Source organism: Streptomyces sp. NBC_00377 (assembly GCF_036075115.1).
Classification (GTDB): Bacteria; Actinomycetota; Actinomycetes; order Streptomycetales; family Streptomycetaceae; genus Streptomyces.
In genome coordinates this window covers 2,598,097-2,622,800 of record NZ_CP107958.1, presented here as the reverse complement: position 1 = coordinate 2,622,800, position 24,704 = coordinate 2,598,097, and the positions used below count along the sequence as shown (strand labels likewise).

Annotated in this window: 18 protein-coding genes; 13 read left to right on the top strand and 5 right to left on the bottom strand. The window is 69.5% G+C overall.

The features are described 5' to 3' along the window. Nucleotides 1-17 precede the first annotated feature (17 nt). Both OHS71_RS11775 and hflX read left to right on the top strand, forming a co-directional pair. On the top strand, nucleotides 18-1,529 hold the full coding sequence (locus tag OHS71_RS11775; protein ID WP_328479341.1) for a M1 family metallopeptidase: 1,512 nt from the start codon (nucleotides 18-20) through the stop codon (nucleotides 1,527-1,529). Between the two features lie 135 nt (nucleotides 1,530-1,664). After that, entirely contained in the window at nucleotides 1,665-3,155 is a 1,491-nt protein-coding gene (gene hflX / locus OHS71_RS11770; protein WP_328479340.1) for a GTPase HflX, read from the top strand. A 78-nt stretch (nucleotides 3,156-3,233) separates the two neighbouring features. On the opposite strand, the gene OHS71_RS11765 is transcribed toward hflX, so the two are convergent. Then, entirely contained in the window at nucleotides 3,234-4,448 is a 1,215-nt protein-coding gene (locus OHS71_RS11765) for a trypsin-like serine peptidase (RefSeq protein WP_328479339.1), read from the bottom strand. Nucleotides 4,449-4,660: 212 nt separating this feature from the next. Continuing rightward, the gene (locus OHS71_RS11760) at nucleotides 4,661-5,884 is read right to left on the bottom strand and encodes a trypsin-like serine peptidase (RefSeq protein WP_328479338.1); all 1,224 of its coding nucleotides are present in this window, start codon (nucleotides 5,882-5,884) and stop codon (nucleotides 4,661-4,663) included. A gap of 470 nt (nucleotides 5,885-6,354) precedes the next feature. Between OHS71_RS11760 and OHS71_RS11755 the strand changes: the two genes are divergently transcribed. The 4 genes from OHS71_RS11755 (at nucleotide 6,355) to OHS71_RS11740 (ending at nucleotide 12,856) form a co-directional block, all read left to right on the top strand. Then, complete coding sequence (locus OHS71_RS11755) at nucleotides 6,355-7,914, top strand: diaminobutyrate--2-oxoglutarate transaminase family protein (protein ID WP_328479337.1); 1,560 nt, start codon at nucleotides 6,355-6,357, stop codon at nucleotides 7,912-7,914. A 157-nt stretch (nucleotides 7,915-8,071) separates the two neighbouring features. Next, the gene (locus OHS71_RS11750) at nucleotides 8,072-10,015 is read left to right on the top strand and encodes an IucA/IucC family protein (protein ID WP_443046908.1); all 1,944 of its coding nucleotides are present in this window, start codon (nucleotides 8,072-8,074) and stop codon (nucleotides 10,013-10,015) included. Beyond that, nucleotides 10,012-10,713, top strand: a complete 702-nt coding sequence (locus OHS71_RS11745; protein ID WP_443047162.1) for a GNAT family N-acetyltransferase — start codon at nucleotides 10,012-10,014, stop codon at nucleotides 10,711-10,713. Before OHS71_RS11750 ends, OHS71_RS11745 begins: the two co-directional genes overlap by 4 nt. A gap of 166 nt (nucleotides 10,714-10,879) precedes the next feature. Then, on the top strand, nucleotides 10,880-12,856 hold the full coding sequence (locus tag OHS71_RS11740) for an ATP-dependent DNA helicase (RefSeq protein ID WP_328479335.1): 1,977 nt from the start codon (nucleotides 10,880-10,882) through the stop codon (nucleotides 12,854-12,856). Between the two features lie 156 nt (nucleotides 12,857-13,012). On the opposite strand, the gene lexA is transcribed toward OHS71_RS11740, so the two are convergent. Continuing rightward, complete coding sequence (lexA, locus tag OHS71_RS11735) at nucleotides 13,013-13,792, bottom strand: transcriptional repressor LexA (protein WP_328479334.1); 780 nt, start codon at nucleotides 13,790-13,792, stop codon at nucleotides 13,013-13,015. Nucleotides 13,793-14,374: 582 nt separating this feature from the next. Between lexA and nrdR the strand changes: the two genes are divergently transcribed. Both nrdR and OHS71_RS11725 read left to right on the top strand, forming a co-directional pair. Continuing rightward, complete coding sequence (gene nrdR / locus OHS71_RS11730) at nucleotides 14,375-14,944, top strand: transcriptional regulator NrdR (protein ID WP_328479333.1); 570 nt, start codon at nucleotides 14,375-14,377, stop codon at nucleotides 14,942-14,944. Nucleotides 14,945-15,108: 164 nt separating this feature from the next. After that, on the top strand, nucleotides 15,109-18,009 hold the full coding sequence (locus OHS71_RS11725) for a vitamin B12-dependent ribonucleotide reductase (RefSeq protein WP_328479332.1): 2,901 nt from the start codon (nucleotides 15,109-15,111) through the stop codon (nucleotides 18,007-18,009). Nucleotides 18,010-18,138: 129 nt separating this feature from the next. Here OHS71_RS11725 and OHS71_RS11720 read toward each other — a convergent pair whose 3' ends face one another. Then, complete coding sequence (locus OHS71_RS11720) at nucleotides 18,139-18,672, bottom strand: TerD family protein (RefSeq protein ID WP_328479331.1); 534 nt, start codon at nucleotides 18,670-18,672, stop codon at nucleotides 18,139-18,141. Nucleotides 18,673-18,828: 156 nt separating this feature from the next. Here OHS71_RS11720 and OHS71_RS11715 point away from each other — a divergent pair, with 156 nt between their 5' ends. From OHS71_RS11715 to OHS71_RS11705, 3 genes are all read left to right on the top strand, one after another. Beyond that, nucleotides 18,829-19,434 (top strand): YdbC family protein, encoded by a 606-nt coding sequence (locus tag OHS71_RS11715; RefSeq protein ID WP_328479330.1) that lies wholly within the window; start codon nucleotides 18,829-18,831, stop codon nucleotides 19,432-19,434. 130 nt (nucleotides 19,435-19,564) lie between these two features. Then, on the top strand, nucleotides 19,565-20,224 hold the full coding sequence (locus tag OHS71_RS11710) for a histidine phosphatase family protein (RefSeq protein ID WP_328479329.1): 660 nt from the start codon (nucleotides 19,565-19,567) through the stop codon (nucleotides 20,222-20,224). 12 nt (nucleotides 20,225-20,236) lie between these two features. Next, nucleotides 20,237-21,142 carry an ADP-ribosylglycohydrolase family protein gene (locus tag OHS71_RS11705; protein WP_328479328.1) on the top strand — a complete coding sequence of 302 codons (906 nt, stop codon included), beginning with the start codon at nucleotides 20,237-20,239 and terminating at the stop codon, nucleotides 21,140-21,142. Nucleotides 21,143-21,494: 352 nt separating this feature from the next. Here the strand turns inward: OHS71_RS11705 and OHS71_RS11700 are convergent, their stop codons facing one another. Then, nucleotides 21,495-23,042 (bottom strand): MFS transporter, encoded by a 1,548-nt coding sequence (locus tag OHS71_RS11700; protein ID WP_328479327.1) that lies wholly within the window; start codon nucleotides 23,040-23,042, stop codon nucleotides 21,495-21,497. 187 nt (nucleotides 23,043-23,229) lie between these two features. On the opposite strand from OHS71_RS11700, the gene OHS71_RS11695 reads away from it, so the two are divergent. Then, a complete protein-coding gene (locus OHS71_RS11695; protein ID WP_328479326.1) occupies nucleotides 23,230-23,853 on the top strand; it encodes a TetR/AcrR family transcriptional regulator in 624 nt (207 codons plus the stop codon). Between the two features lie 93 nt (nucleotides 23,854-23,946). Then, on the top strand, nucleotides 23,947-24,648 hold the full coding sequence (locus OHS71_RS11690; RefSeq protein WP_328479325.1) for a ribonuclease HII: 702 nt from the start codon (nucleotides 23,947-23,949) through the stop codon (nucleotides 24,646-24,648). The last annotated feature ends 56 nt before the right edge of the window (nucleotides 24,649-24,704 follow it).

Sequence of the window (24,704 nt, the reverse complement as noted above, 5' to 3'; positions counted from 1 at the left end):
GCTGGTAGCGGTGGTCCATGCTGCTCACCCCTCGCGCCCGGCTGAAATCCGCACTCCTCGCCTCGGCCGTCTCGGTCTGCCTCGTCGCGGCGAGCGCCCCGGCGACGCCCCTCGGTGTCGGCGACCGCCTCTTCCCGTACCTGGGCAACCCCGGGTACGACGTCGCCTCGTACGACCTGGCCCTCACCTATCCCGGTTCCAACACCAAGCCGCTCCAGGCGGTCACCACCATCGACGCCTGGACCACCACCGCCCTGGACCGGATCAACCTCGACTTCGCCCACGGCGAGGTCGAGTCGGTCGAGGTCGACGGCGCGCCCGCGGCCTTCTCCAGCGTCGAAGACGATCTCGTGATCACCCCGGGGAAGGCGCTGCCCGTGGGCAGCTGGATGCGGATCACCGTGCGGCACACCAGCGATCCCGTGAGCACCGACGGCCGGGACGGCGGCTGGGTGCAGACCGCGGACGGCCTCGCCATGGCCAACCAGGCGGACGCCGCGCACCTGGTCTTCCCGTGCAACGACCACCCGTCCGACAAGGCGATGTTCACCATCCGGATCACCGCCCCCAACGGCTACACGGCCGTCGCGGGCGGGCTGCCGACCGGGGTCGACCGGGCGGGCGAGTCGACCACGTGGACCTACCGCACCCAGCACCCCATGGCCACCGAACTCGCCCAGGTGTCCATCGGCCGTTCCACGGTCGTGCACCGCGAGGGGCCGCACGCCCTGCCCGTACGCGACGTCGTGCCCACCAAGGACCGCGAACTGCTCGAACCCTGGTTGAAGAAGACCCCCGACCAGATCGCCTGGATGGAGAACAAGGTCGGCCCCTACCCCTTCGAGACGTACGGCCTGCTCATGGCCGAGGCCTCGACCGGCTTCGAACTGGAGACGCAGACCCTCTCCCTCTTCGAGCGGGACCTCTTCACCGAGCCCGGCTACCCCAAGTGGTACGTCGAGTCGATCATGGTGCACGAGCTGTCCCACCAGTGGTTCGGCGACAGCGTCAGCCCGCGCACCTGGTCCGACCTGTGGCTCAACGAGGGACACGCCACCTGGTACGAGGCGCTGTACGCCGACGAGAAGTCCGGGCACACCCTGGAGGCGCGCATGAAGGCGGCGTACGGCGCCTCGGACCGCTGGCGCGCCGCGGGAGGCCCGCCGGCGTTGCCCAAGGCCCCCAACCCCGGGCAGAAGATCAGCATCTTCCGGCCCAACGTGTACGACGGCGCGGCCCTCGTCCTCTACGCCCTGCGCGAGGAGATCGGGCGGACCGCGTTCGAGCACCTGGAGCGGGCGTGGGTGCACAACCACCGGGACGCCACGGCGACCACGGCCGACTTCGAGCGCCTCGCCCAGGAGATCTCCGGGCGCGATCTGGCCCGGTTCTTCAAGGACTGGCTGTACGGCGAGAAGACCCCGCCGATGCCCGGCCACCCGGACTGGAAGCAGGCGCCACCGGTCAGGAAGGGGGAACCGAAGGCCGCGCCGAAGGTCGCCCCGCAGGCCCGGCGGGTCAAGAAATAAGGCCGTGACGAGACGGGCCGTACCGTGCGACCATCGACGGGTCGGCGCCGCACGGGACACGGGAATCTCCCGGGGTACTCGTGCGTTGTCCTCCATGAAGGCAGCCGTACCGGCATCCCACGACGTAAGGACCCAATGACCTCCTCTTCTTCCCCTTCCCAGGACCAGCGCGTTGCGCACGCCTACCCCGACGGTCTCCGGGCCGATGCCCTGATGGAAGAGGACGTCGCCTGGAGCCACGAGATCGACGGAGACCGGGACGGCGACCAGTTCGACCGCTCCGAGCGCGCGGCCCTGCGCCGTGTGGCGGGTCTCTCCACCGAGCTCGAGGACGTCACCGAGGTCGAGTACCGGCAGCTCCGTCTGGAGCGGGTCGTGCTCGTCGGCGTCTGGACCACCGGGACCGCACAGGACGCGGACAACTCCCTCGCGGAGCTGGCCGCCCTCGCGGAGACGGCGGGCGCTCTGGTGCTCGACGGCGTGATCCAGCGCCGGGACAAGCCCGACGCGGCGACCTACATCGGCTCCGGCAAGGCCGAGGAGCTGCGCGACATCGTGCTGGAAACGGGCGCGGACACCGTCATCTGCGACGGTGAGCTCAGCCCGGGCCAGCTCATCCACCTCGAGGACGTCGTCAAGGTCAAGGTCATCGACCGCACGGCCCTGATCCTGGACATCTTCGCCCAGCACGCCAAGTCCCGGGAGGGCAAGGCGCAGGTCGCGCTCGCGCAGATGCAGTACATGCTGCCGAGGCTGCGAGGCTGGGGTCAGTCGCTGTCCCGTCAGATGGGCGGCGGCAAGGGCGGCGGACTCGCCACTCGAGGCCCCGGTGAGACCAAGATCGAGACGGACCGGCGCCGGATCCGCGAGAAGATGGCGAAGATGCGCCGGGAGATCGCGGAGATGAAGACCGGCCGCGAGATCAAGCGTCAGGAGCGCAAGCGCCACAGGGTGCCGTCCGTCGCCATCGCGGGCTACACCAACGCCGGAAAGTCGTCCCTGCTCAACCGGCTCACGGGCGCGGGAGTCCTGGTCGAGAACGCCCTGTTCGCGACCCTGGACCCGACCGTGCGCCGGGCGGAGACCCCGAGCGGCCGGCTGTACACGCTGGCGGACACGGTCGGCTTCGTCCGGCACCTGCCCCACCACCTGGTCGAGGCGTTCCGCTCCACCATGGAAGAGGTCGGCGAGGCCGACCTGATCCTGCACGTCGTGGACGGTTCCCACCCCGACCCGGAGGAGCAGCTGGCCGCCGTCCGCGAGGTGGTCCGGGACGTCGGCGCCACCGGCGTGCCGGAGATCGTCGTGATCAACAAGGCTGACGCAGCCGACCCGCTGACGCTCCAGCGGCTCATGCGGATCGAGAAGCGCTCCATCGCGGTCTCGGCCCGCACCGGCCAGGGCATCGACGAACTGCTCGCGCTGATCGACAACGAGCTGCCGCGACCGTCGGTCGAGGTGGAGGCACTCGTGCCGTACACGCACGGCGGCCTGGTCGCCCGCGCCCACACCGAGGGCGAGGTGATCTCCGCGGAGCACACGGCGGAGGGCACGCTGCTCAAGGTGCGGGTGCACGAAGAGCTGGCGGCGGACCTCGCGCCGTACGTACCGGCTCCGCTCGCCTGAGCTGTCGCGGTCCGCTGAACGCATGGAAGGCCCGTCTCCTGCTTGCCGCAGGGGGCGGGCCTTCCGCGCGTGTGCGGCTCATCGGCCGCCGTACGTCCTGCTCATCCTCTGGTAGAGGGCCTTGGCCTCCGGACCGAGCCGGGGTCCCGCCAGCCAGCTGTTGTCGGCCGGGCCGATCGAGGTGTTGGAGACCAGTTCGGTCTTCCCGCCCACCACCCGGAACCAGCCTCCGCCGGACGAACCGCCGGTCATCGTGCAGCCGATGCGGTACATCGTCGGCAGTGCCGAACCGAGGGAGAACCGCCCGGGCCGGTCGATGCACTTGAACATCTTCAGCCCGTTGTAGGGCGGTGCCGCCGGGTAGCCCCAGGCGCCCATCGCGGCGACCTCCGTCGCGGACGGCGCGGAGAAGTCCACGTCGAGTGCCGCGCCGACGGTTTCCTCCAGCGACCTGGAGCCCTGCTCCGGAGTCACGTGCAGCACCGCGTAGTCGTACGGGGCGCCCGCGCCTCCCGTCGCCGACCCGCCGGCGATCCACTCGTCCGACGTCGACGCCCAGTCGGCCCACCAGTTGCCGTAGGGGGCGATCTCCGCTGTCGTGGCGTCGCCGAGCTGTGCCTCGCTCTTGCCGAGGTCGTTGTAAGCCGGGACGAAGACGAGGTTGCGGTACCAGCCACCGCCGTCACCGGCGTGCACGCAGTGCCCGGCCGTCCACACGAGGTTGGACCTGCCCGGGTGGTTCACGTCCTTGACGACCGTGCCGGAGCAGACCATGGTCCCCTCGGGCGAGTCGAAGAAGACCTTGCCGACCGGGGCGGCGTTCTCGTGGTACGGCGTCTTCTCGGCCTCGGCCTCCACAGCCGTCGGATCCGGGTCGCTGACGCCCCGGCCCTGGCCGGCGGTGGCGTCCTTCGTGGTGACGGTCTTGTCGGCCTCCTTCGCCGACCGCATCCGCTCGGGCTTCCACAGCCCCTCGATCACCGGGTTCACGAAGTCCTCGGCCGCGCTGAGCCACTTGTCCCGGTCCCACTCCCGCCAGCCGCCGTCGGCCCACTTGCCGACGTCGACGCCGTGCTTCCTGAGTTTGTCGGCGACACCGGCGGGGATGTGGCCCTTGCTGTCACCGGAGGCGGAGGCGGAGGCCGAAGCGGTCCGGGAGGCGGCGGCGTCGGCCCCGGTGGCGTCGGAGCCGTCGCAGGCGGTCGCCGTCAGAGCCAGGGCGGTGGACGCGACCGCGAGCACGAACCGCCGTCGGCCGTGCGGGTGCGCGGTGGGTGTACGTGTGGAAAGCATGGTGCGATGTCCCCCGTTGAAGCGCATGGATCGCCGAGCAGTGATGCGATCCGGTAGGCCGACGCCATGGGAAATGTCATGGGCCTGACATATGGGCAGTCGTGTCCGCGTGGTGATCGAGTACGGACAACACCCCACTATGCCCCTGGAGTTCGGGACGAACGGCGGTGGGACGGTGAAGGTTCCCGTCAGACACCCCACCGCCGATCAGGCTACTGACCGGCGAACTTGTCGCTCACCGAGTCGTACACGCCCTTGGCCACCGCACCCAGGCGCGGTCCCGCGAGCCAACCCGCGTTCACCGGGCCGATCGAGGTGTTGGACACCAGCGCCGGCTTACCGCCGGACCCCGTCGCGACCCAGCCCCCGCCGGACGAACCGCCGGTCATCGTGCAGCCGATGCGGTACATCGTCGGGTCCGAGGAGCTGAGCGAGAACCGCCCCGGCTTGTCCTTGCACTGGTAGAGCTTCTGCCCGTCGTACGGTGCCGCCGCCGGGTAGCCGGTCGCGGTGATGCTGCTCACCTTCGGCACGGCCGGCGCGTTGAAGTCCACGGGGAGCGCCGAACCGACCGTCTCCTCGAGGGACTTGCCCGAACCGCCCTCCTCCGGCGTCACATGGATGACGGCGTAGTCGTACGAGGCGCCGTCACCGCCTGTCTGCCCGCCCTGCGCGATCCACTGGTCGGAGGTCTTCGTCCAGTCGCCCCACCACACGCCGTACGGAGCAGCCTCCTCCTTGGTCGCGGTCTCCAGCTGCTCGGCCGACTTGCCCGAGTCGTTGTACGACGGGACGAACGCGATGTTGCGGTACCAACCGCCCCCCTTGCCGGCGTGCACGCAGTGGCCCGCCGTCCACACCAGGTTTGACTTCCCGGGGTGAGCCGGGTCCTTCACCACCGTCGCCGAGCAGACCATCGTGCCCTCGGGGGAGTCGAAGAACACCTTGCCCGCCTCGGCGGCATTCGCGTGGTACGAGGGCGGGACGGCCTTGGCGTCCACCGCCTGCGGCGTCGGATCGGTCACGCCCTGGTCGCCGGAGAGGTCGTTCTCGTCGACGCTGCGGTCCGGGTCGTCGGCCTCCCGCATCCGGTCCGGGTCCCACAGCCCCTTGATGATCGGGTTGACGTAGTCCTGCGCCTCGCGCAGCCAGTCGTCCCTGTCCCAGTTCTTCCAGGCGCCGTTCTTCCACTTGTCGAGGTCGATCCCGTGCTCTTTGAGCCTGTCCTTGATGTCGTCCGGGATCACGATCTTGCCGTCGCCGCCGGTCGACGCCGTCGCGCTGGCCTGACTGTTCGCATCGGTGTCGCCCGAATCACAGGCGGTCGCCGTGAGTGCGAGCACCGAAGCGAGGGCCATGGCGCCCAGGACGGGGGAGGTTCTGCGGCGCGCGTTCCTCCCCCGACGGACGGTGAACGACGGCCGTATGGATCGCATGGTCTGACTCCCCCTGCTGTCAACGAACTTGAGGCACAGGCCGGCCCGCACAGAGGAACTCATGGTGATCTCACCCCGAGTTCAAGCGGGTCTCACGGCCGTGTGTGATGCCACCACACGATATGCGGTCACGGTCGGGGACTCCCGACGGAATGGCAACTGTTCCGCCACAGACGGCCGGTAGGGCCGGACGAGGGCCGGTTTCGTGAGGGGAGTGCCACACATGATCGATCATGACGACCCGTAACCGGCACGGCAGTCCGCTGTTGGTAGCGAGGGGGCTGCTGTGTGTCCGCAACCCCGACCGGCGGAGGACAGGGGGAGCCGTGGCGGCTGTCGAGCCAGTGCCCGAGGACGCGCCCTCGGGGTGTGCCACCGCAACCCCTCCCCGCGAAGCACCCGCAGGCACAAGCCCCGTCGCGGGAGTCCTTGTCGCCGGCGATGCCGACGCGGGGAGCCGGACGGGCGCCATGACCGTGCACGAGGGGATCCTCCGACGCCAGTCGGCTCGTGAGTCGTCGGCCCGCACGTACGCGCGTTCCCTGCCGATCGTGCCGGTCCGGGCACGCGGGCTGACCATCGAGGGCGCGGACGGCCGCCGTTACCTCGACTGTCTCTCCGGCGCCGGCACCCTCGCGCTCGGCCACAACCACCCCGTGGTTCTGGAGGCCATCCGCAAGGTCCTCGACTCGGGGGCGCCTCTGCACGTCCTCGACCTCGCAACTCCCGTCAAGGACGCCTTCGTCACCGAACTGTTCCGCACCCTGCCGCCCGGTCTCGCCGACCACGCGCGCGTGCAGTTCTGCGGACCGGCGGGTACGGACGCCGTGGAGGCCGCCCTCAAGCTGGTCCGGGCCGCCACCGGCCGCACCGGTGTGCTGGCCTTCACCGGCGCCTACCACGGGATGACCGCAGGTTCCCTCGAGGCCTCCGGGGGCGCCTCCGACGTGCGGGTGGCTCGGCTGCCCTATCCGCACGACTACCGCTGTCCGTTCGGCGTCGGCGGCGAGCCCGGTGCCGAACTCGCCGCGCGCTGGACCGAGTCCGTCCTCGACGATCCCAAGTCGGGGGTGAGGACCCCCGCCGGGATGATCCTCGAACCGGTGCAGGGCGAGGGCGGTGTCATCCCCGCGCCGGACGCCTGGATGCGCCGTATGCGGCAGATCACCGCCGAGCGCTCGATTCCGCTGATCGCCGACGAGGTCCAGACCGGCGTGGGTCGCACCGGTGCCTTCTGGGCGGTGGAGCACAGCGGGGTCGTTCCCGATGTGATGGTCCTGTCCAAGGCCATCGGAGGCAGTCTGCCGCTCGCCGTCGTCGTCTACCGTGACGCCCTCGACGTGTGGCAGCCCGGAGCGCACGCGGGCACGTTCCGGGGCAACCAACTCGCCATGGCAGCCGGAGCGGCCACCCTCGCCTACGTCCGCGAGAACGGCCTCGCCGAACGGGCGGCCGTCCTCGGAGAGCGCATGCTCGGTCGGCTGCGCGGTCTCGCCCAGGACTTCCCGTGCATGGGAGACGTGCGGGGACGCGGGCTCATGATCGGGGTCGAGATGGTGGACCCGGAGGTGACGAGCCGGACCGGCGGGCCCTGTGCCCCGCAGCGCGACGCACATGCCGCGCACGGGTCCGGCGCCTTGGCCCACGGTGGCCCGGCCTTCGAGTCCCTGCCCCTCGGTCCGGCGCCTTCGGCCCTCGGGCAGGCCCCGCCCCCGGCCGCCCCCGCGTTGGCCGCCGCCGTCCGACGGGAGTGTCTGCGGCGGGGCCTGATCGTCGAACTCGGCGGACGCCACTCCAGCGTCGTACGACTGCTTCCGCCCCTGACGATCAGCGACGAACAGGCCGCCGCGGTACTCGACCGACTGGCGGACGCGATGGCGGCGGTCTCCCGCAGCCACCTTCCCGGTGCGGACCGCGGGACCAAGGACCGGCCGAACGATCAGCAGCCACATCGGCATCAGCCCCAGAGCCGGAGCCGGCTGCCCGGGCTTGACCAGCGCCGGGGCGACAGTGCCGACCGGGCGCGGTGACCCCGGGCAGCCGCCTGCGTACCCGTGCGAACGCGCACGCCATCGAAACCGGTGCCGCCCTCGCCGCCGGGGTGCGACACCCATGCGGCCCGAGAGCGAGCGGTCCGCGCCCCACCGGCTGCTCCCGGCCGACCCCTCCCCTTCACGAGGAACCACCTTGACCACCTCCTCCGACCTGTCCCGCCTCGAGTCCGCCGACCCCCGCCGACCGGGAGACGCCGTTCACGTCGAACCACCGCGCGGCACCGCCGCCGATCTCCTGAACCACCCGGATCCCCATAGGGCCGCCCAAGCCGCGGCCGTGGAGAACCTGCTGCGCTGCTGGGTGCGCGAGGCGGGCCTGCCCGCGCCCCATGACGGTGTCCTGCGCGTGCCGCTGCCCGCCAGCGGCATCACCCTGCTCGCCCCCGTCCACTACTGGTCGCCGACCGGCTGGCACCGCTTCGGCCTCCCACGCCTGGCCGGCGCACCCGAGCAGTCCCCGGCCGTGGACGCGATCACGGTCGCGGCTCTCCTGGTCCGCGAGACCCCTCGGGACAGTCACCTGTCCGAGACGTCCGTCGACGCCATGACGGAGGACAGCGCCGACGCCTTCCCGGTCGAGCGAGCCCTCGACCCCGGCCCGACGGGCTGCCTCACCTCCGCGAGCGGCCCAGAGGGCGCCGAAGGCACCGACCTCGTCGCACGCGTCGCCGACTCCGTCCGCCGTACCGCGGCGTTCATCAGCGAGCGCAGGGAGAACCGGACCGATTCACCCGATCTGTTCCTGGCGGCCGAACAGGCGTTGCTGCTCGGACATCCGCTGCACCCGACGCCGAAGGGGCGCGAAGGCATGTCGGACGGCGAAGCGCGCCTCTACTCACCGGAGTCGCGTGGCTCCTTCCCCCTTCGCTGGCTGGCTGTCGCTCCTTCCGTCGTCGCCACCGAATCCGCCTGGACCGAAGGCGGCCGACCTGTCCCCGCCGCCCGCTTGACGGCCCGTCTCGCCGGCGTCCCGCTGCCGTTGCCGGACGGGTTCGCCGCCCTGCCGGTGCACCCTTGGCAACTGCGCGAGGCGCGGCACCGTCCCGAGGTCGAGACCCTCTTCGACGCCGGACTCCTCCGGGACCTGGGCTCTCTTGGTCCTTCGTGGCATCCGACCTCCTCCGTGCGTACCCTCCACCGGTCCGGCGCCCCCGCGATGCTCAAACTGTCGCTGGGGCTGCGCATCACCAACTCCCTCCGTGAGAACCTCCGCAAAGAGCTCCGCCGCGGGGTCGAGGTCCACCGGCTTCTGCGCACGGGCCTGGCCAGACAGTGGCAGGCTGCCCATCCCGGCTTCGACATCGTCCGCGATCCTGCCTGGCTCGCGGTCGACGATCGCGACGGCCTCCCCTTGCCGGGCCTCGATGTGATGGTCCGCCACAACCCGTTCGCACCGGCGGACGACGTGTCCTGCGTCGCCGGACTCGTCGGGCCCCGGCCGGACTGGGAGTGCGGCCACCGCTCCCGGCTGGCCGCGCTCGTCACACGCCTCTCCGCACGGACGGGCCGGCCGCTGGAGGCAGTCTCCGCCGAGTGGTTCCTGCGCTACCTGGAGCAGGTCGTCCGTCCGGTCCTCTGGCTCGACGGTGAGGCGGGGGTCGCCCTGGAGGCGCATCAGCAGAACACGCTTCTCCTCCTCGACCCCGACGGCTGGCCCGCCGGCGGCCGCTACCGCGACAACCAGGGCTACTACTTCCGCGAGTCCGGCCGCACGGAACTGGAAGCCCGGTTGCCCGGCATCGGCGAGCACAGCGACACCTTCGTGTCCGACGACGTCGCCGACGAGCGCTTCGCCTACTACCTGGGGATCAACAACGTGCTCGGTCTCATCGGCGCGTTCGGCTCCCAGCGGCTCGCCGACGAGCGACTCCTGCTCGCCGCCTTCCGGCGCTTTCTCGCCGACGCCGCCTCGGACCCCCGCCGACTGCGAGGTTCGGTGGCCGCCCGGCTGCTCGACTCGCCCCGGCTGCGCTGCAAGGCCAACCTGCTGACCCGGTTGCAGGGGCTCGACGAACTCGTCGGCCCCGTGGCCACCCAGTCCGTGTACGTCACCATCACCAACCCCCTGTACTCCTGATCCCTCGCCGCACCTGCCCCCGCCTCCTTCCGCCTCCCCGAGGGCCCGTCCCACCCGACCCGCTGAGAGGACCCGTCGTGCCTCCCGCCGAGACAGCCACCGACAGCCGCCGTACCCATCCCGCCGTCTCCGACCTGCTCGACCGCGTCGGCGACTGGGGGCCCACCGCCACTCCGGCAGGTGTGTTCCGCCTCGTCCCCGTGCAGATGGAGCGCGACCTCCCCCTCGTCGGCCGGTGGATGAACGACCCCGCGGTCGCGGCGTTCTGGGAACTGTCGGGTCCCGAGTCCGTGACGCGGCGACACCTGCGCCGCCAGTTCGCCGACGGACGCAGCGTCCCCTGCCTCGGGGTGCTGGCGGGCCGGCCGATGAGTTACTGGGAGATCTATCGAGCCGACCTCGACCCGCTTGCGCGCCACTACCCGGCCCTTGCCCATGACACCGGGATCCACCTCCTCATCGGGTGTGTCACCGACCGCGGGCGAGGGCTGGGCAGTCGTCTGCTCACAGCCGTCGCCGACCTCGTCCTCGACAGGAGGCCCGCCTGTGCCCGTGTCGTCGCCGAACCCGACCTTCGCAACATTGCGTCCGTCACCACCTTCCTGAACGCCGGTTTCCGGTTCTTCGCCGAGGTCGACCTGCCCACCAAGCGGGCCGCTCTCATGGTCCGGGACCGGGCCCTGCGTGATCTGACATGACACTGTGTGATCGCGCCGTCACAGACGGAACGCCCCGCGTGTCGAATCGGTTCCCGCCGAAGCCGGGCTTCCCCACCGCCACCGAGGAACCCACAGCCTTGATGCCCTCCCTCCTGTCCGCCTTGACCACCCGTTTGTCAGTGCCGAGTCGTAGGGTGGTCGCGCTATGACGAAGCCCTCACTCCCCGAACTCCTGCACGCCGCTGTCACCGCTGTCGGCGGCACCGAGCGCCCCGGCCAGGTGACCATGGCCGAAGCCGTCGCCGAGGCGATCGACGACGGCTCCCATCTGCTGGTCCAGGCCGGCACCGGCACCGGTAAGTCGCTCGGCTACCTCGTGCCCGCCCTCGCGCACGGAGAGCGGGTCGTGGTGGCGACCGCCACGCTGGCCCTGCAGCGCCAGCTCGTCGAGCGGGACCTGCCCCGTACGGTCGACGCGCTGCATCCGCTGCTGCGCCGCCGCCCGGAATTCGCCATGCTCAAGGGCAGGTCGAACTACCTCTGCCTGCACCGGCTGCACGAAGGAGTTCCGCAGGACGAGGAGGAGGGCCTCTTCGACCAGTTCGAGGCGGCCGCACCCACCAGCAAGCTGGGCCAGGACCTGCTCCGGCTGCGGGACTGGTCGGACGAGACCGAGACCGGTGACCGGGACGACCTCACACCCGGTGTCTCCGACCGGGCCTGGGCCCAGGTGTCGGTGTCTTCCCGGGAGTGTCTGGGAGCCACGAAGTGCGCCTACGGCGCCGAGTGCTTCGCGGAGATGGCACGCGAGCGGGCCAAGCTCGCCGAGGTCGTCGTCACCAACCACGCGCTGCTCGCCATCGACGCCATCGAGGGTGCGCCGGTCCTTCCGCAGCACGAGGTGCTGATCGTCGACGAGGCGCACGAGCTGGTCTCGCGGGTCACGGGTGTGGCCACCGGCGAGCTGACTCCCGGCCAGGTCAACCGGGCCGTACGCCGGGCGGCGAAGCTGGTCAACGAGAAGGCGGCCGACCAGCTACAGACGGCCGCCGAGGGCTTCGAGCGGCTCATGGAGCTGGCGCTGCCCGGCCGCCTGGAGGAGATCCCGGAAGACCTCGGGTACGCGCTCATGGCGCTGCGCGACGCCGCGCGGACCGTCATCTCGGGCATCGGCGCGACCCGTGACAAGTCGGTCCAGGACGAGGACGCGGTCCGCAAGCAGGCCCTTGCGTCCGTGGAGTCCGTGCACGACGTGGCGGAGCGGATCGTCAACGGCTCCGAGTGGGACGTCGTCTGGTACGAGCGGCACGACCGGTTCGGTGCATCGTTGCGTGTCGCGCCGATGTCCGTGTCGGGTCTGCTGCGGGAGAAGCTCTTCGCGGACCGCTCCGTGACCCTGGCATCGGCGACCCTGAAGCTGGGCGGGGACTTCAACGGTGTGGGTGCCTCCATGGGGCTGGCTCCGGAGGGCACGGAGGGCGAGGACGTGCCGCAGTGGAAGGGCATCGACGTGGGCTCGCCCTTCGATTACCCCAAGCAGGGCATCCTCTACGTGGCCAAGCACCTGTCACGTCCCGCGCGGGACGGCGACCGCGGCGACATGCTGGACGAGCTGACGGAACTGATCCAGGCGGCCGGAGGGCGCACGCTCGGCCTGTTCTCCTCGATGCGGGCCGCGCAGCTCGCCGCCGAGGAACTGCGCACGCGTGTTCCCGAGTTCCCGATCCTCCTCCAAGGGGAGGAGACACTCGGCGAGCTGATCAAGAACTTCGCGGCGGACCCGAAGACCTGCCTCTTCGGCACGCTGTCGCTCTGGCAGGGCGTCGATGTGCCAGGTGCCAGTTGCCAGCTGGTGGTCATGGACAAGATCCCGTTCCCGCGTCCTGACGACCCGCTGATGAGCGCGCGCCAGAAGGCCGTGGAGGACGCCGGCGGCAACGGCTTCATGGCCGTCGCCGCCACCCATGCGGCACTGCTGATGGCCCAGGGCGCTGGCCGCCTCGTCCGTGCGTCGGGAGACCGTGGAGTGGTGGCCGTGCTGGATCAGCGGCTGGCGACGGCCCGTTACGGCAGCTATCTGAAGGCGTCCCTGCCGGACTTCTGGTACACCACCGACCGTGAACAGGTCCGCAGGTCGCTCGCTGCGATCGATGCGCTTGCCAAGCAGGCGGAGGCGGAGTGAGACGGGCGGCGGCGCAGTGAGACGAAGGGGTTGTCCCGGATTCGGGACAACCCCTTCGTCATGGACCATCGGCGCAGCGCAGGGCCCCGGAACCGGCGCAGGGATTCCGGGGCCCAGTTCAGGGGGTGGACCAGAGAGGCCTGTCCACCACCGTGCTCAGACGCGGCGGAGTACGGCCACCACCTTGCCGAGGATGGTCGCGTCGTCACCCGGGATCGGCTCGTACGCCGCGTTGTGCGGGAGGAGCCACACATGCCCGTCCTCGCGCTTGAAACGCTTGACGGTGGCCTCGCCCTCCAGCATCGCCGCCACGATGTCGCCGTTCTCGGCGACGGGCTGGCGGCGGACGGTGACCCAGTCGCCGTCGCAGATCGCGGCTTCGATCATCGAGTCACCGACGACCTTGAGCACGAACAGCTCACCGTCACCCACCAACTGCCTGGGCAGAGGGAAGACGTCCTCGACCGATTCCTCGGCGAGGATGGGGCCACCGGCGGCGATGCGGCCGACCAGCGGGACGTACGACGCGGCGGGCTTCCCGGCGGTGTCCGTGGGCTGCACGGAGGCAGCCTGGTCGGAGCCGCGCACCTCGTAGGCGCGCGGCCGATGGGGGTCGCGGCGCAGGAAGCCCTTGCGCTCAAGGGCCATCAGCTGGTGGGCGACCGAGGACGTGCTCGACAGGCCGACCGCCTGACCGATCTCCCGCATGGACGGCGGGTAGCCGCGCCGCTGTACGGAGTCCCTGATGACCTCGATCACTCGGCGCTGCCGGTCGGTGAGTCCCGAGCTGTCGGCGCGGATGCCTGGCGGTCGGCCAGGCAAGGAGCGCTTGTGTGCCTCGGGATTCATGGCTTCGTTCATCGCATGCACCGGCTCGAGTCGGCCCTGGGAGCGGTCCTGGGCAGTGATGGTGGCGCTGTCTGCGGTGGTGGTCACGTCGGCCCCTCTCGGTTGTCTCCCTGCTGGACAACGGTAGTGGCTTTCGAAAGGTTGCGCCAAACACACGTTCGAGTGAAAAAGCGAGGATAGCCTGACTTGATCATGTATCTGGGTGTATGGCTGACGCGCTGCCCGGCGGGGGAAGGGCTCGTGGTCGTACTCTTCGCCACCGAGACGGATGACCTTGTGAGGTGCGGCCCCAGTCTGCCATCCGGCGCCGCGTCCCGCCGGAGCCGGCCCGGCTCTCCGCGAGAGCCCCACCCCTCCTCCCTGCGGCGCCCACGCTATCGCCGTATCCGGTCCGCGATAAGGGTGCACGCGCGCGTGATGCGGGTGGATTCCGGGTGCTCGGCGTGACCACGGAAACGCGTGCGGTGAACCTGTCGGGCGCGACACGCGATACGGCCTGGGTCTATGAGCCAAGCCCCCATATGTAGTGGTTGGATTGCACCAGCAGCCCAGAAGTTGTGGTCCCTGGTGTCTTCGGATGCTCTTGGATCCCCTATGCTTGGGGCTGCTTCGAGGGGCCCATGGGGCCCGGCGAGGCCATTGAGTCTGCTGTGAGGAGGGTTGGAGTTCATGCACTGCCCCTTCTGTAGGCACCCCGACAGCCGTGTCGTCGACAGCCGTACGACGGACGACGGCACGTCGATCCGAAGGCGTCGCCAGTGCCCTGACTGCTCCCGTCGTTTCACGACCGTGGAGACGTGTTCGCTCATGGTGGTGAAGCGGTCCGGAGTCACCGAGCCGTTCAGCCGTACGAAGGTCATCAACGGCGTGCGCAAGGCATGTCAGGGACGGCCTGTCACCGAGGACGCGCTGGCCCAGCTCGGTCAGCGGGTCGAGGAGGCGGTGCGTGCCACCGGAAGCGCCGAGTTGACCACCCATGACGTGGGGCTGGCCATACTCGGCCCGTTGCAGGAGCTCGACCTCGTCGCGTATCTGCGGTTCGCCTCCGTCTACCGGGCGTTCGACTCGCTCGAGGACTTCGAGGCGGCCATCACGGAACTCAGGAACGAGACGGCACACCCCGCCGCGGACGACGAAGACCGCGAGAGTGGCGCGGCGGCTGCCGCGGGGAGCCGGGAAGACGAAGGCGGGCCCGGAGAGACCGTTCAGGTTCCCGAGCCCGCCCACGCCGCCGACTGACCGGCGGGCCGAAACCGGGATTTCCAGCCCGGGGGCGGCCGGGCGGCGGCGGACCAAGACCTGTTGTGGGCGGTAGCGCGTGGTGCCCACAGCACAAGACAGAACAGCGTGCCATGGGAACAGCGTGGCATTTTCGGGCGTTTTCGCCCGTAGAGGGAGGCGGCATGACAGAGACGGCGAGCGGTCCGGCGCGAGGTACCCGTGCCAAGGGTGCCAAGACCACCAAGGGCCTGCGTATCGAGCGCATCCACACGACCCCCGGCGTGCACCCCTATGACGAGGTGGCCTGGGAGCGTCGTGACGTCGTCATGACCAACTGGCGCGACGGCTCGATCAATTTCGAGCAGCGTGGCGTCGAGTTCCCCGACTTCTGGTCGGTGAACGCGGTCAACATCGTCACCAGCAAGTACTTCCGGGGCGCCGTCGGCACCCCGCAGCGCGAGACCGGCCTCAGGCAGCTGATCGACCGCATCGTGAAGACGTACCGGAAGGCCGGCGAGGACTACAAGTACTTCGCCTCGCCCGCCGACGCGGAAATCTTCGAGCACGAGCTGGCGTACGCCCTCCTGCACCAGATCTTCAGCTTCAACAGCCCCGTCTGGTTCAACGTCGGCACTCCGCAGCCCCAGCAGGTCTCCGCCTGCTTCATCCTGGCCGTCGACGACTCCATGGAGTCGATCCTCGACTGGTACAAGGAAGAGGGCATGATCTTCAAGGGCGGCTCCGGCGCCGGCCTGAACCTCTCCCGCATCCGTTCCTCCAAGGAGCTGCTCTCCTCTGGTGGCAACGCCTCCGGTCCCGTCTCCTTCATGCGTGGCGCCGACGCGTCCGCCGGCACCATCAAGTCCGGTGGCGCCACCCGTCGCGCCGCCAAGATGGTCGTCCTGGACGTGGACCACCCGGACGTCGAGGACTTCATCGCGACCAAGGTGAAGGAAGAGGAGAAGATCCGCGCCCTGCGCGACGCGGGCTTCGACATGGACCTGGGTGGCGACGACATCACGTCCGTCCAGTACCAGAACGCCAACAACAGCGTCCGCGTGAACGACGAGTTCATGACGGCCGTCGAGAACGGCACCGAGTTCGGCCTGCGCGCCCGCATGACCGGCGAGGTCATCGAGAAGGTCGACGCCAAGGCGCTGTTCCGCAAGCTCGCCGAGGCCGCGTGGGCCTGCGCCGACCCGGGCATCCAGTACGACGGTGTGATCAACAACTGGCACACCTGCCCCGAGTCCGGCCGGATCACCGCGTCGAACCCGTGCAGCGAGTACATGCACCTGGACAACACGTCCTGCAACCTCGCCTCGCTGAACCTGATGAAGTTCCTCAAGGACGACGGGCAGGGACACCAGTCCTTCGAGGCCGACCGCTTCCAGAAGGTCGTCGAGCTCGTCATCACCGCGATGGACATCTCCATCTGCTTCGCGGACTTCCCGACCCAGAAGATCGGCGAGAACACGCGCGCGTTCCGCCAGCTCGGCATCGGCTACGCCAACCTCGGCGCCCTGCTGATGGCCACGGGTCATGCCTACGACTCCGACGGCGGCCGCTCCCTGGCCGGTGCCATCACCTCCCTCATGACGGGCACCGCCTACCGCCGCTCCTCCGAGCTGGCCGCGGTCGTCGGTCCGTACGACGGCTACGCCCGCAACGCCGACGCCCACAACCGCGTCATGAAGCAGCACTCCGACGCCAACGGGACGGCCGTCCGCATGGACGACCTGGACAGCCCCGTCTGGGCCGCCGCCACGGAGGCCTGGCAGGACGTGCTGCGCCTCGGCGAGAAGAACGGTTTCCGTAACTCCCAGGCGTCCGTGCTCGCCCCGACCGGCACCATCGGTCTGGCGATGTCCTGCGACACCACCGGCGTCGAGCCCGACCTCGCCCTGGTCAAGTTCAAGAAGCTGGTCGGCGGCGGCTCGATGCAGATCGTCAACGGCACCGTCCCGCAGGCCCTGCGCCGCCTGGGTTACCAGGAGGAGCAGATCGAGGCGATCGTCGCCCACATCGCCGACCACGGCAACGTGATCGACGCTCCCGGCCTCAAGCAGGAGCACTACGAGGTGTTCGACTGCGCCATGGGCGAGCGCGCCATCTCTCCGATGGGCCACGTCCGCATGATGGCCGCGATCCAGCCCTGGATCTCCGGAGCCATCTCCAAGACGGTCAACATGCCGGAGACGGCCACCGTCGAGGAGGTCGAGGAGATCTACTTCGAGGCCTGGAAGCTCGGCGTCAAGGCGCTCGCGATCTACCGCGACAACTGCAAGGTCGGCCAGCCCCTCTCCGCGAAGACCAAGGAGAAGGAGAAGACCGAGGTCACCGAGAAGGCCGAGGAGACGATCCGCGCCGCGGTCGAGAAGGTCATCGAGTACCGCCCGGTCCGCAAGCGTCTGCCCAAGGGCCGCCCCGGCATCACGACCTCGTTCACGGTCGGTGGCGCAGAGGGTTACATGACCGCCAACTCCTACCCGGACGACGGTCTCGGCGAGGTCTTCCTGAAGATGTCGAAGCAGGGCTCGACCCTCGCCGGAATGATGGACGCCTTCTCCATCGCGGTCTCCGTCGGCCTCCAGTACGGCGTGCCGCTCGAGACGTACGTCTCCAAGTTCACCAACATGCGCTTCGAGCCGGCCGGCATGACCGACGACCCGGACGTGCGGATGGCGCAGTCGATCGTCGACTACATCTTCCGTCGCCTGGCGCTCGACTTCCTGCCCTTCGAGACGCGCTCCGCGCTCGGCATCCACTCCGCCGAGGAGCGTCAGCGCCACCTGGAGACCGGTTCGTACGAGCCGACCTTCGAGGAGGAGGACGTGGACGTCGAAGGGCTCGCCCAGTCGGCCCCGCGCCAGACGGACCTGAAGGCCGTCGCCGCCCCGAAGGCCGACGTCGAGGTGGCGGAGCCCGCCCCGAAGCAGGCCCACACCAGTGCCGAGCTGGTGGAGATGCAGCTGGGCATCCAGGCCGACGCGCCGCTGTGCTTCTCCTGCGGGACGAAGATGCAGCGGGCCGGTTCCTGCTACATCTGCGAGGGCTGCGGTTCGACCAGCGGTTGCAGCTGATCCCGGCTGTGACGGTCGGTTCGCGATGAACTGACGGAGGGCGGTGGAGCCGGTTCTCGGCTCCACCGCCCTCGTGTCCTGTCCGGGGACACCACCGAGCTCGAGCGGTCGGTGGCGCGTTCCGCGATGTCAGGAGCGGCGCACCTGGCCCATGATCCTCGTGAACGTCGCCGGGTCGTCGTCGAAGCCCTGGACGCCGGAGTGGAACGACCATCCGTCGGACGACTCGCGCTGGAACTCCCCGACCGTCGTCGCGGTCGCACCGAGGACGTCGGCGAAGTCGTCCTCGTCCAGAACGGTGTAGCCCTCCCGTATCCGGAAGGCGGGGTTGAGCACATCGACGAAGGTCCGGTGCGCCGGGCTCTGCTGGATGACGACGCCGACGACCACGCGCGCGTAACGCGCGTCCAGGCGGTCGAGTTCCAGCGTCATCACCTCGTCCCAGCCGAAGCCCTTGCCGTCCTTGCTGTCCCGGTTGAGGTAGATCGTGCCGTCGGGAGAGCGACTGTCGAAGTGCACCACATAGGCGGGCGCGCCGTGTGGATCGCTCGCCAGGTAGGTCGCGGCCACGATGTCCAGATCGGTGGGTGGCTGCCCCGACGGACTCGGATCCCACTTCAGAGCCATCTCGACCTTGCGGATTCCCTTGTTCAGGCCGCTCACCGGAATTCCCCTCCCCGTTTCCCCGTCTGACACTGCCCCGAACGGGCCGTCCATCAGGGCCGGTTGTCCATCCTGCCACGCGCGCGTGCGGCCTCGCAGCGCTGCTTCGTGAACGAGAGTGACCAACGCCACGCCGACTGGCCTTACCATGGCGCGGTGCTGGTCAAGTGGATTCGCTGCACCGTGGTGGACCGCCGCGGTTTCGAACGGGGACAGCGAAAGTGGGCGGGGCTTCTGGGGGAGCCGGGATTCCGGGGGCAGGGCGGGGGCTGGAGCAGAGGGCGGCCCTCCGTTGCGCATGTCTTCACGTTCTGGGAGAGCCGCGCCTTCTACGACTCGTTCATGGCGCGCTCCCACGACCGGCTGGCTGCGGCGCAGTCGGGCACTTTCAAGGACGTCCAGGTACGGCTGTTCGACTACCGCTTCGACGTGAAGACGGGCTTCGAGCCCCGCTTCACCGACTCCGACCTGCTGCGGGTGGCCCTGTGCCGGGTCCATGAGGAACGTGCCGAGCACTTCACCCTGATGCAGGAGAAGGTCTGGAACCCTGCCATGGCGGGCTCCCCGGGCATGATCCGGGGACTGTTCGCCGAGGCGCCGGGGCCTGAGTTCCTGGTGCTCTCGATGTGGCGCTCGCAGGCCGAGCACGGAAAGTACCGCACCGAACGCGTGGAGCGGCTGGCGCTGCGCGCGCAGACGGAGGCGGACATCGCCTCACTCACCGGTGACATCGTGGAGCTCGAGTCGACCTGGACGGTATGAAGACCGGACGCGCTGCAACCTTGTTGATCGTGCACTGTTATGTGCCTTCTGTTGCGGGATTCGTGTGACCTACGCCGTATGGAGGCCCTACGAGTGCTCGATCGGCCGTCACTCGATCTAGGGTTTTGGCATGGCACGACCACGGCGCATCGTCCTTGTCCGGCACGGGGAGTCAACGGGCAATGTTGATGACACCGTCTACGAGCGTGAACCCGACCATGCCCTGGCCCTGACCGAGCGAGGGTGGCGACAGGCGGAGGAGACGGGAAAGAACATCCGGGAGGTGTTCGGCCGCGAGGAGGTCAGCGTGTACGTCTCCCCGTACCGGCGCACGCACGAGACTCTGCGCGCTTTCCACCTGGATCCGGAACTCATACGGGTGCGTGAGGAACCCCGGCTGCGTGAGCAGGACTGGGGAAACTGGCAGGACTGCGACGACGTACGACTGCAGAAGGCGTACCGGGACGCCTACGGGCACTTCTTCTACCGTTTCGCGCAGGGCGAGAGCGGCGCCGACGTCTACGACCGGGTCGGCGGCTTCCTGGAGAGCCTCTTCCGGAGCTTCGAAGCCCCCGACCACCCGCCGAACGTGCTCCTCGTCACCCACGGTCTGGCGATGCGCCTGTTCTGCATGCGCTGGTTCCACTGGACCGTCGCGGAATTCGAGTCGCTCGCCAATCCGGGGAACGCCGAGATGCGGATGCTCGTTCTCGGGGACGACGACAAGTACACGCTTGACCGGCCCTTCAAGCGCTGGCGGGATCCGGAACCGTACGGAATCACCGGATAGAGTGGCAGAGCGATGACCGCTGACTCCTCTCCCGACCGGCGCCTCGAGCGCGCGCTGACCAGCCTGCGCGGCCTCGCCGTGGGTGACGCGCTGGGCTCACAGTTCTTCGTGCCGGTGAACTATCCGTCGCTCCAGCGCCGCGAGCTGCCGCCTGGGCCCTGGCAGTGGACCGACGACACGGAGATGGCGTGCTCCGTCGTCGCCGTACTGGCCGCCCACCACCGCATCGACCAGGACGCGCTGGCCCACTCCTTCGCACAGCACCACGACTTCGACCGGGGGTACGGTCCCGCGGTCAACCGGCTGCTGAGGCTGGTCCGGGAGGGTGCCGACTGGCGTGAACTGGCGGCCGCCCTGTTCAACGGGCAGGGGTCCTGGGGCAACGGCGCCGCGATGCGTGTCGCCCCCTTGGGGGCCTGGTACGCGGACGACCCCGAGCAGGCGACCCATCAGGCCGAGATCTCCGCCTATCCCACGCATCAGCACCGTGAGGCCGTGGTCGGGGCCATGGCCGTGGCCGCGGCCGCCGCACTGGCCGGCGCTCCTGGAGGCCCGCCCGGCGCCGAGGCGCTCCTGGACGGTGTCATCGCCCTCGTCCCGAAGAGTGCCGTCGGCGCCGGGCTGCGGCGCGCCAGGGACATGCTCGACTACGCCGACGCGGCCACCGTCGCCGCGGTGCTGGGGTGCGGAAGGCGTACGTCGGCCCACGACACCGTCCCGTTCGCGGTCTGGTCGGCCGCTCGCGCTCTCGGGGACTACGAGACGGCGTTCTGGACGACCGCGCAGGTCGGCGGCGACGTGGACACCACCTGCGCCATCGTCGGCGGCATTCTGGCGTCCAGTGAGGCCGGGACGCCTCCGAAGGCCTGGGAGCAGCAGGTCGAGGCGCTGCCGGGCTGGGTGCCCGAGCCCGCTTGACGCCGAGCCGCCGCGATCGCGTCGGACGGCCGTCTTGTCCGGCGGCGGCCGTACGTCCGCCCGAGACTGTCGGACGAGCGTCTCGACGACCGACGGTCGGGTGAGAACTCTCGGTGTCCGACGGGAACTCTGAGTGACCGTCCGTGCGTTCTTCCGGTATCCGTCGTGCGCCGCTCGCGTGCAGGGGACGGGTGTCCGCGGAGAACGATGTGGGGGGTGACGTGTGAGGTTCGATCCGTTGGTGATCATGCCGGTGATCCTGAGTTGCCTGACCGGCCGACCCCGAGGCGGTGGACCCGCCTGCACGCTGACAGGCGTTGGCGGCCCCGGGGCAGCCGGTGTGAGCAGCCCGTCAGCCGACCGTGGGGGCAGCCCCTCCGGACAGCGCCTCCAGGTCGCTCTTTCGCACGCGGATGACGAACCAGGCCGTCACCAGGGCGAGCACGGCCATCGCGGCGGCCGGGACGAAGGCCGTCGAGATGCCGTGGGCCAGTACCTCGTGCCCCCAAGGAGCGGGCAGTTGGTGCGTCTTGGCGAACTCGGCCTTCTGCTCCGCGGATCCGTCGGCGAGGAACTTCGGCAGTTGCTGCTCCGCCTCGTCCCTGCTCGCAGAGCCGAAGACCGTCGTCAGTATGGACAGGCCGAGCGAACCCCCCACCTGCTGCGTTGCGTTGAGCAGACCGGACGCGGCGCCCGCTTCGTGCTGGGCGACACCCGAGACGGCGGTGACCGTCACCGTCACAAAGTTCAGCCCCATGCCGAAGCCGAAGACCACCATCGGTCCGAGCACCCCGCCGACATAGGAGCTGTCCGGGCTGATGAAGGCCTGCCAGGTGAGGCCGAGCGCCACGAGGGCCGAACCGGCCAGCATGAACGGCCTGGGACCGGCGGAGGGCAGGAAGCGCTGGGACAGCCCCGCGCCCGCCGCGATGGCGACCGTGACGGGGAGGAAGGCGAGGCCGGCCTTGATCGGGCTGTAGCCCAGCACGTTCTGCACGAAGAGCACGATGTAGAAGAACATCCCGAACATGGCCGCGGCGAGGCTCAGCATGATCACGTACGTGCCGGAGCGGTTGCGGTCGGCGAACATCCTCAGTGGGGTGATCGGCTCCTTGGCCCGCCTCTCCGTGAACACGAAAGCCGCCAGCAGGATCAATGCGGCCGCGAAGGCGCCGAGGGTCAGGCCGTCCCGCCAGCCTTCCTCCGCCACCCGGATGAAGGCGTAGACCAGGGACGCCATCCCGGCGGTCGAGGTCAGGGCGCCGGCGATGTCGAAGCGCCCGGGGTGTCGCTCGGACTCGCTGATGTAGATCGGCGCCAGGAAGGCTATGAGTACACCGATGGGTACGTTGACGAACAGCACCCAGCGCCAGTCGAGCCATTCGGTGAGCATGCCGCCGGCGAGCAGACCGATGGCGCCGCCGCCCGCGGAGACCGCCGCGAAGACCCCGAAGGCCCGGTTGCGTTCCGGACCCTCGGGAAACGTCGTCGTGATGAGCGCCAGCGAGGTGGGCGACGCGATGGCGCCTCCCACGCCTTGCAGGGCGCGTGCGGCGAGCAGCTGCCAGGGTTCCTGGGCCAGGCCGCCCAGAAGCGAGGCGAAGGTGAAGAGAAGGATGCCGGCCATGAACACCCGGCGCCGGCCGAGGATGTCGCCGGCTCGGGCGCCGAGCAGCAGCAGGCCGCCGAAGGTGAGCGTGTAGGCGCTGACCACCCAGGTGAGATCGGTGGTGCTGAACTCGAGCGCGTCTTGAATGTGCGGCAGTGCGATGTTCACAATCGTGGCGTCGAGCACCACCATGAGTTGGCAGGCGGCGATCACGGTGAGTGCGATGCCGGGGTGTCCCTCCCGGCGGGCCAGCCCTGGTTTCTGTTTGTTGGTCAGCTGAGAGGTTGTCACGATGAGTCCCCCACAAAGGCATTAGTGAACGGTGGCGTTCACTGGCCCGTCAACGGTAGTGAGTCTCTCGTAGTGAACGCAAGCGTTCACTCGCGGTGTCGCCTCTCGGCGTATCCCCCGTCGCGGTCGTGCAGAGCCTCGCTCCACCCCTTGATCCCCGCTTCTTCTGCTCGCTGGAGACACTCAGATGGTTACTTCGCGCTGGACGGCCGCCCCTGCCCCGGCGTCCTCTCCCCGCCGGCGCGGCGCCGTGCTCGAACGTGCGATTCTCGATGCCACGCTGGAGCAGTTGGGCACCGTCGGCTGGAACGGCCTCACGATGGAAGGTGTGGCGGCCGGGGCCCAGACCGGCAAGGCCGCGGTCTATCGACGCTGGCCGTCCAAGGAGGCGCTGGTCGCGGATGCTCTGCGGGCCGGTCTGCCCCGGCTGGATGCCGCGCCGGATCTGGGCAGCGTGCGCGCGGATCTGATGGCGCTGTGCCGCGACGCGCGTGACGCGATGTTCTCCCGCCCTGGTTTCGCGTTGCGTTCGATCATTCACGAATGCGATCCCATCCAGGGTGAGCGCTTCCATACCTTGATCGTCGAAGGGGTGGTGGAGCCCACCGTCAAGCTCCTGCGGGAGGTGGTCAACCGCGGCATCGGCCGAGGTGAAGTACGGCCTGACGCCGCGGACGGTTATGTTTTCGATGTCATTCCGGCCATGATGATGTATCGAACAAAAATGTGCGGATGTGAATGGAATGATCAAGATCTCGATGAGATGATCGACCGGCTCATGATGCCGTTGCTGCGGCCGACCAGGCCCTGAGCGTGGATCCGGTTCCCCGGCGGCCGGTCGGTACGGGGCAGGTGCGGACCGGGGTGTCGCCAGGTGACCCGGGCGGCGTAATCTAAGGGCGCCATGCCGTACGAACCACCCACCCACACCGTCGAGCGCTCCCTCCGCGCCACGACCGGAGCGAAGATCATTGCCGGTGTCGACGAGGTGGGCCGCGGTGCGTGGGCCGGCCCTGTCACCGTCTGCGCGGCGGTCACCGGACTTCGCCGGCCCCCCGTAGGTCTCACCGATTCCAAGCTGCTCACCGTCAAGCGGCGTACCGAACTTGCCGAGCTGCTGCTGCCGTGGGTGACGTGCCACGCCCTGGGCCACGCATCTCCCGAAGAGATCGACGACCTGGGGATGACCGCCGCGCTGCGTCTCGCCGCCGGGCGCGCCCTGGAGGCCCTCCCGATCCGCCCGGACGCGGTGATCCTCGACGGGAAGCACGACTATCTCGGTGCCCCGTGGAAGGTCCGTACGGTGATCAAAGGGGACCAGTCCTGCGTGGCGGTCGCGGCGGCCTCGGTGATCGCCAAGGTGCAGCGCGACAAAATGATGGCAGAACTGGGCATCGACCATGCAGACTTCGCCTTTGCGGACAACGCCGGGTATCCGTCGCCCGTCCACAAGGCCGCACTGGAGGAGCGGGGCCCCACTCCGCTCCACCGGTTGTCGTGGGCGTATCTTGATGCGCTGCCCCAGTGGCGGCACCTCAAGAAAGCCCGCAGCTGGGCCAACGGAAGCGCTCCGGCGGTCGAAGGGCAACTCGGCTTCGACTTCTGACGATTCCGGCCGCACCGACGTGCCACCCGCTGGCGCTCGCCGCACCACCGTTTGAT

Excerpts from the sequence above, each read along its gene's own strand:
- OHS71_RS11760 (WP_328479338.1), bottom strand. The coding sequence starts at position 5,884 with ATGCGATCCATACGGCCGTCGTTCACCGTCCGTCGGGGGAGGAACGCG.
- OHS71_RS11755 (WP_328479337.1), top strand. The coding sequence starts at position 6,355 with ATGACCGTGCACGAGGGGATCCTCCGACGCCAGTCGGCTCGTGAGTCG.
- OHS71_RS11705 (WP_328479328.1), top strand. The coding sequence starts at position 20,237 with ATGACCGCTGACTCCTCTCCCGACCGGCGCCTCGAGCGCGCGCTGACC.
- OHS71_RS11690 (WP_328479325.1), top strand. The coding sequence starts at position 23,947 with ATGCCGTACGAACCACCCACCCACACCGTCGAGCGCTCCCTCCGCGCC.
- OHS71_RS11710 (WP_328479329.1), top strand. The coding sequence starts at position 19,565 with ATGGCACGACCACGGCGCATCGTCCTTGTCCGGCACGGGGAGTCAACG.
- nrdR (WP_328479333.1), top strand. The coding sequence starts at position 14,375 with ATGCACTGCCCCTTCTGTAGGCACCCCGACAGCCGTGTCGTCGACAGC.
- OHS71_RS11765 (WP_328479339.1), bottom strand. The coding sequence starts at position 4,448 with ATGCTTTCCACACGTACACCCACCGCGCACCCGCACGGCCGACGGCGG.
- OHS71_RS11775 (WP_328479341.1), top strand. The coding sequence starts at position 18 with ATGCTGCTCACCCCTCGCGCCCGGCTGAAATCCGCACTCCTCGCCTCG.
- OHS71_RS11725 (WP_328479332.1), top strand. The coding sequence starts at position 15,109 with ATGACAGAGACGGCGAGCGGTCCGGCGCGAGGTACCCGTGCCAAGGGT.
- hflX (WP_328479340.1), top strand. The coding sequence starts at position 1,665 with ATGACCTCCTCTTCTTCCCCTTCCCAGGACCAGCGCGTTGCGCACGCC.
- OHS71_RS11695 (WP_328479326.1), top strand. The coding sequence starts at position 23,230 with ATGGTTACTTCGCGCTGGACGGCCGCCCCTGCCCCGGCGTCCTCTCCC.
- OHS71_RS11740 (WP_328479335.1), top strand. The coding sequence starts at position 10,880 with ATGACGAAGCCCTCACTCCCCGAACTCCTGCACGCCGCTGTCACCGCT.